Source organism: Stutzerimonas stutzeri, from assembly GCF_000935215.1.
Classification (GTDB): Bacteria; Pseudomonadota; Gammaproteobacteria; order Pseudomonadales; family Pseudomonadaceae; genus Stutzerimonas.
The window spans coordinates 1-7,029 of sequence record NZ_JXXD01000358.1; the positions used below are offsets into that span (position 1 = coordinate 1).

General features: G+C 63.0%; 8 protein-coding genes and 1 pseudogene. 6 read left to right on the forward strand and 3 right to left on the reverse strand.

From position 1 onward, the window contains the following. From LO50_RS23360 to LO50_RS23385, 6 genes and pseudogenes are all read left to right on the forward strand, one after another. Positions 1-938 (forward strand): annotated as a pseudogene (locus LO50_RS23360) (electron transport complex subunit RsxC); the annotation flags it as partial. A gap of 120 nt (positions 939-1,058) precedes the next feature. Next, positions 1,059-2,087 carry an RnfABCDGE type electron transport complex subunit D gene (locus LO50_RS23365; protein ID WP_042926734.1) on the forward strand — a complete coding sequence of 343 codons (1,029 nt, stop codon included), beginning with the start codon at positions 1,059-1,061 and terminating at the stop codon, positions 2,085-2,087. Position 2,088: 1 nt separating this feature from the next. Beyond that, on the forward strand, positions 2,089-2,862 hold the full coding sequence (rsxG, locus tag LO50_RS23370; RefSeq protein ID WP_044316532.1) for an electron transport complex subunit RsxG: 774 nt from the start codon (positions 2,089-2,091) through the stop codon (positions 2,860-2,862). Then, the gene (locus LO50_RS23375; protein ID WP_044316533.1) at positions 2,859-3,572 is read left to right on the forward strand and encodes an electron transport complex subunit E; all 714 of its coding nucleotides are present in this window, start codon (positions 2,859-2,861) and stop codon (positions 3,570-3,572) included. The genes rsxG and LO50_RS23375 overlap by 4 nt, the downstream gene beginning before the upstream one ends. Positions 3,573-3,582: 10 nt before the next feature. Then, on the forward strand, positions 3,583-4,221 hold the full coding sequence (gene nth, locus LO50_RS23380; RefSeq protein ID WP_014819502.1) for an endonuclease III: 639 nt from the start codon (positions 3,583-3,585) through the stop codon (positions 4,219-4,221). A gap of 108 nt (positions 4,222-4,329) precedes the next feature. Continuing rightward, positions 4,330-4,509 carry a PA3496 family putative envelope integrity protein gene (locus LO50_RS23385; protein ID WP_003282969.1) on the forward strand — a complete coding sequence of 60 codons (180 nt, stop codon included), beginning with the start codon at positions 4,330-4,332 and terminating at the stop codon, positions 4,507-4,509. Between the two features lie 39 nt (positions 4,510-4,548). Here the strand turns inward: LO50_RS23385 and gloA are convergent, their stop codons facing one another. From gloA to LO50_RS23400, 3 genes are all read right to left on the reverse strand, one after another. Continuing rightward, positions 4,549-4,941: a lactoylglutathione lyase gene (gloA, locus tag LO50_RS23390; RefSeq protein ID WP_044316534.1), complete on the reverse strand. Its 393-nt coding sequence runs from the start codon at positions 4,939-4,941 to the stop codon at positions 4,549-4,551. 95 nt (positions 4,942-5,036) lie between these two features. Continuing rightward, a complete protein-coding gene (locus LO50_RS23395; protein WP_041014740.1) occupies positions 5,037-6,254 on the reverse strand; it encodes an argininosuccinate synthase in 1,218 nt (405 codons plus the stop codon). Between the two features lie 87 nt (positions 6,255-6,341). Then, positions 6,342-7,029, reverse strand: a 688-nt coding sequence (locus LO50_RS23400; RefSeq protein ID WP_044316535.1) for a MotY family protein, incomplete at its 5' end; no start/stop codon positions are given.

A 7,029-nucleotide genomic window follows, 5' to 3' on the forward strand; every position in this document is an offset into this window, starting at 1 on the left:
CACTGAAAAAAGCCAAGATCGAAGCTGCCATGCTCAAGGCGCAGATCCGCAAGCTGGAGAAGGTCGAAACGCCGGACGACGACCAGCAAGCCGAACTCGCCAGCCTGCGCCAGCAGCTGCACGACGCCGAACAGGCGCTGACCGCCGCGCAGAGTGCAGCGCCCGCTCCCGCCGCCAAGCCGGCCGATGACGAAGCACTGAAAAAAGCCAAGATCGAAGCTGCCATGCTCAAGGCGCAGATTCGCAAGCTGGAGAAGATCGAAGCACCGGACGACGCCCAACAAGCCGAACTCGGCCGCCTGCGCCAGCAGCTGCACGACGCCGAACAGACGCTGGCCGCCGCGCAGAGTGCAGCGCCCGCCCCCGCCGCCAAGCCGGCCGATGACGAAGCCCTGAAGAAGGCGAAGATCGAAGCCGCCATGCTCAAGGCGCAGATCCGCAAGCTGGAGAAGGTCGAAACGCCGGACGACGACCAGCAAGCCGAACTCGCGCGCCTGCGCCAGCAGCTGCATGAAGCAGAGCAGGGCCTCAGTGCCGCGCAGAATTCGGCGCCAACACCGGATGCGAAGCCAGCCGCTGACGATGCACTGAAGAAAGCCAAGATCGAACTGGCGATGAAGCGCGCCGAACTCAAGAAAGCCGAGAAAGCCGGCGCCGAAGAACCGGAGCTCAGCCGTCTGCGTGATGCGCTGAGCGCAGCGGAGCAAGCGCTGCACGCTGCCGAGGATGCTTCGCAGAAACCCGCGCCCGAGCTGGTACGGACCAGCAAGCCGGGAGTCGATGATCGCCAGCGAGCGCTCAAGACCGAGCTCGCCTTTGCCCGAGCCGATCTGCGCAAGCTTGAGCGCGACGAGAACGCAGAGTCCGCTGCAATAGACGCTGCCCGCGCACGGTTGAGCGAGGCGGAACGCCAGATGGCGGAATATCAGGACTCATGAACCCACGGCTCGAGACGGCAGCAACCTTCGTCGCCTGGGTGAAACACCAACACATAGAACGGACACAAGGCGTAGGCTCCCCAGCCTGCACCCAGTCAACGCGTTAGAACCGGAGAGCCAATGGCCCTGCCCCGCATCACTTCGCCCCATGCCAAGGGCCCCAGCCGTACCCAGCGCGTCATGCTGCTGGTGCTCGCGGCTACCCTGCCCGGCGTGATCGTGCTGACCTGGCTTTACGGCGCCGGTACGTTGATCAACATGGCCTGGGCCTGCGCGGCCGCTCTTGGTTTCGAAGCAGCGATTCTGAAGCTGCGCCAGCGTCCGGTAGGCTTCTTTCTCCGCGATGGCAGCGTGCTGGTTACCGCTGTGTTGCTGGCCCTCGCGCTGCCGCCCTACTCACCCTGGTGGCTGACACTGATTGCCACTGGTTGCGCGGTGGTCTTCGGCAAACAGCTGTATGGCGGCCTTGGCCAGAACCCCTTCAACCCGGCGATGATCGGCTACGTGGTGGTGCTGATTTCCTTCCCGGTCGAAATGACAACCTGGCCTGTGCCGCACAGCGTCGGGCTAGGTGCCGGCCTGCAGCACATCCTCGGCATCGCCTCGCTGCCCGATGGCTGGACCCAGGCCACGGCCCTCGACGTACTGAAGGTGAACAAAAGCCTGACCATCGACGAGCTGTGGAGCAATCCGGCGTTCGGCCACTTTGGCGGCATCGGTTCGGAGGTGGTGAACCTGGCTTTCCTGGCCGGCGGCCTGTTCCTACTGCACAAAAGGCTGTTCAGCTGGCATGCGCCAGTGGGCATGCTCGCCGCGCTGGTGGTGATGAGCCTGGTGTTCTGGAATGGCTCGGGCTCTGATAGCAACGGCTCGCCGCTGTTCCATCTGCTCAGCGGCGCCACCATGCTAGGCGCGTTCTTCATCGTCACCGATCCGGTCAGCAGCGCCACCAGCCCGCTCGGGCGTCTCATCTTCGGTGTTGGCGTCGGCATTCTGGTCTACGTCATCCGCGCCTGGGGCGGCTATCCGGATGGCGTGGCCTTCGGCGTGCTGCTGATGAACCTGGCGGCACCCACTATCGATTACTACACCCGCCCGCGCACCTACGGCCACCGCAAGGCCGAGCGCGGCTTCAAGCTGGGCGAATGACATGATGCTTCCGGAAATCAGCCGTTCCATGCTGAAGAACGCCGCGGTGCTGGGCCTGTTCGCAATTGTCACCGTAGGCGCGGTGACGCTGCTTCAGCAGGGAACCGCCGAACGCATTCAGGCCGCCGAACGCGCCGCACAGGTTCGCGCACTGGGTGAAATTTTGCCCGCAGGCAGTTATGACAATCACCTGCTCGACGACAGCGTGCTGATCCAGGACCGCTTGCTCGGCAACAAGAGCCCTCTGCCCGCTTATGTCGCAATCAAGGATGGCCGGCCAAGCGCCGTGATCCTCCAGGCCATCGCGCCGGATGGCTACAGCGGCGCGATTCACCTGCTGGTGGGCATCCACGCCGACGGCCGGGTCGCCGGTGTCCGCGTCATCGGCCATCGTGAAACGCCAGGACTGGGCGACAAGATCGAACTGGCGAAAAGTCCTTGGATTCGCAGCTTCGAAGGCAAGTCGCTGAGCAGCCCCGAGGCCGACGGCTGGGCGGTGAAGAAGGATCGCGGCGAGTTCGACCAGTTCGCCGGCGCCACCATCACCCCCCGCGCCGTGGTCGGCGCCGTGCACCGCGCCTTGCAGTACTTCGATGCGCACAAGGCCGAGCTGCTGGCAACCGGCGGCGAGACGACCGGGGCCGTCGGCGACGCCTTGGAAAGCCGCATCGAGCCCGCCGGAGCCACCGTCCACTCACGCGCCGGAAGTGCCGCCACCCGCGACGAGCTGCAAACCAACGAGCCTGAAGCCGAGCCGCAAGGGGATCAGCCATGAGCGCACCCAGCTATCGCGAACTGACCGTCAACGGACTGTGGAAGAACAACCCGGCGCTGGTCCAGCTGCTCGGGCTCTGTCCGCTGCTCGGCGTCAGCAACTCGGCGGTCAACGCACTCGGACTCGGCCTGGCGACGATGCTGGTGCTGACCTGTTCGAACATCGGCGTATCGCTGGTGCGCGGCGTGGTCAACACCGCGGTGCGTCTGCCGGCATTCGTGATGATCATCGCCGCGCTGACCACCTGCATTGAGCTACTGATGCAGGCCTTCACCTACGAGCTGTACCAGATCCTCGGCATCTTCATCCCGCTGATCACCACCAACTGCGTCATCCTTGGACGCGCCGACGGGTTCGCCGCCAAACACAATCCGCTGATCGCAGGCTTCGACGGCCTGGTCATGGGCATCGGCTTCTGTCTGGTTCTGGTGGTGCTCGGCGGCCTGCGCGAACTGTTCGGCACCGGTGCGCTGTTCGCCAACATGCACCTGCTGTTCGGCCCGATCGCCGCTGACTGGCAGATCACTCTGTTCAGCAACTACAAGGGCTTCCTGTTGGCGATTCTGCCGCCTGGCGCCTTCATCGTGCTCGGCCTGCTGATTGCGCTGAAGAACCGGATCGACCAGCAGCTTGCCGAACGTGCCCGCGCCACCCAGCCCGCTGCGCCGGCCACCAGCCGCCGCGTACGCGTAACCGGTGTGATCGAGTGAGCCCGTTCCGATGAATGCCGAAAAACGTCGGGAAATCTTCCGGCGCTTGCATGAAGACAACCCCGAGCCGAAGACCGAGCTGGCCTACAGCACGCCCTTCGAGCTGCTGATCGCCGTGATCCTCTCGGCCCAGGCCACCGATGTCGGCGTGAACAAGGCCACTGCCAGGCTCTACCCCGTGGCCAACACCCCGGAGGCGATCTACGCCCTCGGCTACGACGGCCTGTGCGAGTACATCCGCACCATCGGGTTGTATCCGAGCAAGGCGAAGAACGTCATCGAGACCTGTCGCATCCTGATCGAGAAGCATGGCGGCCAGGTGCCGGACAATCGCGAGGATCTGGAAGCCCTCCCCGGGGTGGGCCGCAAGACCGCCAACGTGGTACTGAACACGGCATTCCGCCAATTCACCATGGCGGTGGACACGCACATCTTCCGGGTCAGCAACCGCACCGGCATCGCCCCAGGCAAGAACGTTCTGGAGGTCGAACGCAAGCTGATTCGTTTCGTACCGAAGGATTATCTGCTCGATGCACACCACTGGCTGATCCTGCACGGCCGCTATGTCTGCAAGGCGCGCAAACCATTATGCGGCAGCTGTCGGATCGAGGATCTCTGCGAATACAGGCACAAGACTTCGGACGATTGAGTGCGCTAGCGAAAAGCTTGCATCGCGATTGAAAAAAACTTTTTTACCGGCTCCCGATTTGCGGCTATAAGGTGCGCCAAGAGCGCCCCGTAGCCTTGGAGTGAACAAGTGGCCGAGAAAGAAGACATTCAGATCGAAGACGATTTCATCGCCGAAGATGACGATGAGAGCAGCGAAGCTCCCGTCGAGGTCGCCAAGACCAATCTGACCAAGCGCCGAATCATCGACAACCTGCTGGAGGAACGCCGCCTGCAGAAACAGTTGAACGACTTCGACTTCGATCTATAAAAGAAAAAGCCCCGAAAGGGGCTTTTTCATATCTATCTATCAGTCAGCGCGCTTCGGCGATAACATTTCTATCTTGTAGCCATCCGGGTCTTCAACGAAGGCCAGAATGCTCGAACCGTGCATCATCGGCCCCGGCTCCCGGGTGATCTTGCCGCCACGGGCGCGGATGTCCTCGCAGGCCTTGTAGACATCTTCCACTTCCAGGGCGATGTGGCCGTAGCCATTACCCAGCTCGTAGGTCTCGACACCCCAGTTGTGGGTCAGCTCGATGACGCTGTTGTGCGCCTCGTCGCCGTAACCGACGAAGGCGAGCGTGAATTTGCCGTCCGGATAGTCTTTGCGGCGCAGCAGGGTCATGCCCAGCACTTCGGTGTAGAAGGCGATGGACTTTTCCATATCGCCGACACGCAGCATGGTATGCAGCAGTCTCATGATTCAGGTCTCCTCGTTCGGCAGCGCTTGTGGCAGTGCAGAAAGTACAACCCCGGCACATGGCCGGGGTCGGTTGGCTCAGGCGCGCCAGCTTATCAGAACTGGGTGCGGCCCTTGCCGGCAGCGATGCGCATGCGCAGGGCGTTGAGCTTGATGAAGCCGCCGGCGTCCGCCTGGTTGTAGGCGCCGCCATCCTCTTCGAAGGTCGCAATGTTGGCATCGAACAGCGAATCGTCGGACTTGCGGCCGACGACGATGACGTTGCCCTTGTACAGCTTCAGGCGCACGACGCCGTTCACGTTGACCTGGGAAGCGTCGATCATCTGCTGCAGCATGCTGCGCTCGGGACTCCACCAGTAGCCGTTGTAGATCAGGCTGGCGTACTTGGGCATCAGCTCGTCTTTCAGGTGCGCGACCTCGCGGTCGAGGGTGATCGACTCGATTGCGCGGTGGGCCTTGAGCATGATGGTGCCGCCGGGCGTCTCATAGCAGCCGCGGGACTTCATGCCGACATAGCGGTTCTCGACGATGTCGAGGCGGCCGATGCCATTTTCGCCGCCGATGCGGTTCAGCTCGGCCAGGACCTGAGCTGGAGTCATGTCCTTGCCATCGATGGCGACGATGTCGCCCTTGCGGTAGGTCAGTTCGATGTAGGTGGGGGTGTCTGGCGCCGCTTCCGGCGACTTGGTCCAGCGCCACATGTCTTCTTCGTGCTCGGTCCAGGTGTCTTCCAGCACACCGCCCTCGTAGGAGATGTGCAGCAGGTTGGCATCCATGGAGTAAGGCGACTTCTTCTTGCCGTGGCGCTCGATCGGGATGGCATGCTTCTCGGCGTAGTCCATCAGCTTCTCGCGCGACAGCAGATCCCACTCGCGCCAGGGAGCGATCACCTTGACGCCAGGCTTGAGCGCATAGGCGCCCAGCTCGAAGCGCACCTGGTCGTTACCCTTGCCGGTGGCACCGTGGGAGATGGCATCGGCACCAGTCTCGTTGGCGATCTCGATCAGGCGCTTGGCGATCAGCGGACGGGCGATGGAGGTACCCAGCAGGTACTCGCCTTCGTAAACGGTGTTGGCACGGAACATGGGGAAGACGAAGTCGCGCACGAACTCTTCGCGCAGGTCGTCGATGTAGATTTCCTTGACGCCCAGAGCCTGCGCCTTGGTGCGCGCTGGCTCGACTTCTTCGCCCTGGCCGAGGTCGGCGGTGAAGGTCACCACTTCACAGTTATAGGTGTCTTGCAGCCACTTCAGAATCACCGAGGTGTCCAGGCCACCGGAATAGGCCAGAACTACCTTCTTAACGTCCGCCATGCCATCAGCTCCACGGGTTGTACGGAAAGCCTGCGATTCTACCGGTCATGGGCTGGCTTTTACAGGGGCGCGCCGCTGCGGCGGCAATCAAGACGACGGGACGGCGGGAGCCGAGGGCGCAGGAGGCGCCGCTTCTCGCGCCAGGCGCAAGGTGACACGCCGATTCTTCGCGCGATTGGCCTCGCTGCTGTTGGCCACCAGCGGATAGCGCTCGCCATGGAAGCGCAGGGTGATCTGCTCCAGTGCTATGCCGTTGGCGACCAGGTACTCCTGAACCGCCAGTGCGCGACGGCGCGACAGATCCCGATTGAGCAGGCGATTGCCGCTGTTGTCCGAGTGGCCATCAAGTTCGATGCGATTCACATTGGGATCGGCGCGCATGTACTGCAGAACGACATCGAGCCTGGCGCGCCCCTGAGCGTCCAGCACCACATCGCTGCTCGGGAAACCGATCTGCGACTGGCGCACCTGATCGAAATTGACTGGCAGCAGCTTGGCCGTACAGGCGCGGTAGTCCTCGTAAGCCTTGCCGAAGCGCGCCGGCAACAGGCGAATCTCCAGGGTATCGCCGCCGTGCATGGTGCGATGCCGAACCACCGGGCTACGCCCTTCGAGCAAGCCGCTGAGCAGGCGCCCGGCCTGTAGCTGGGTGCTGTTGAACGGAATATCGCCACCACTCACGGTGACCACGCCGAGATTGATATCACTGCGCGACGGTTGCCAAGGCGCCGCTGCGGCGAGCAGTGTCGCCGAGCCGGCGCCAAGCCAGCGCTCC

What these genes read in the sequence shown, in the direction of transcription:
- LO50_RS23365 (WP_042926734.1), top strand. Translation starts at nt 1,059, where the DNA reads ATGGCCCTGCCCCGCATCACTTCGCCCCATGCCAAGGGCCCCAGCCGT.
- LO50_RS23375 (WP_044316533.1), top strand. Translation starts at nt 2,859, where the DNA reads ATGAGCGCACCCAGCTATCGCGAACTGACCGTCAACGGACTGTGGAAG.
- gloA (WP_044316534.1), bottom strand. Translation starts at nt 4,941, where the DNA reads ATGAGACTGCTGCATACCATGCTGCGTGTCGGCGATATGGAAAAGTCC.
- rsxG (WP_044316532.1), top strand. Translation starts at nt 2,089, where the DNA reads ATGATGCTTCCGGAAATCAGCCGTTCCATGCTGAAGAACGCCGCGGTG.
- LO50_RS23395 (WP_041014740.1), bottom strand. Translation starts at nt 6,254, where the DNA reads ATGGCGGACGTTAAGAAGGTAGTTCTGGCCTATTCCGGTGGCCTGGAC.
- nth (WP_014819502.1), top strand. Translation starts at nt 3,583, where the DNA reads ATGAATGCCGAAAAACGTCGGGAAATCTTCCGGCGCTTGCATGAAGAC.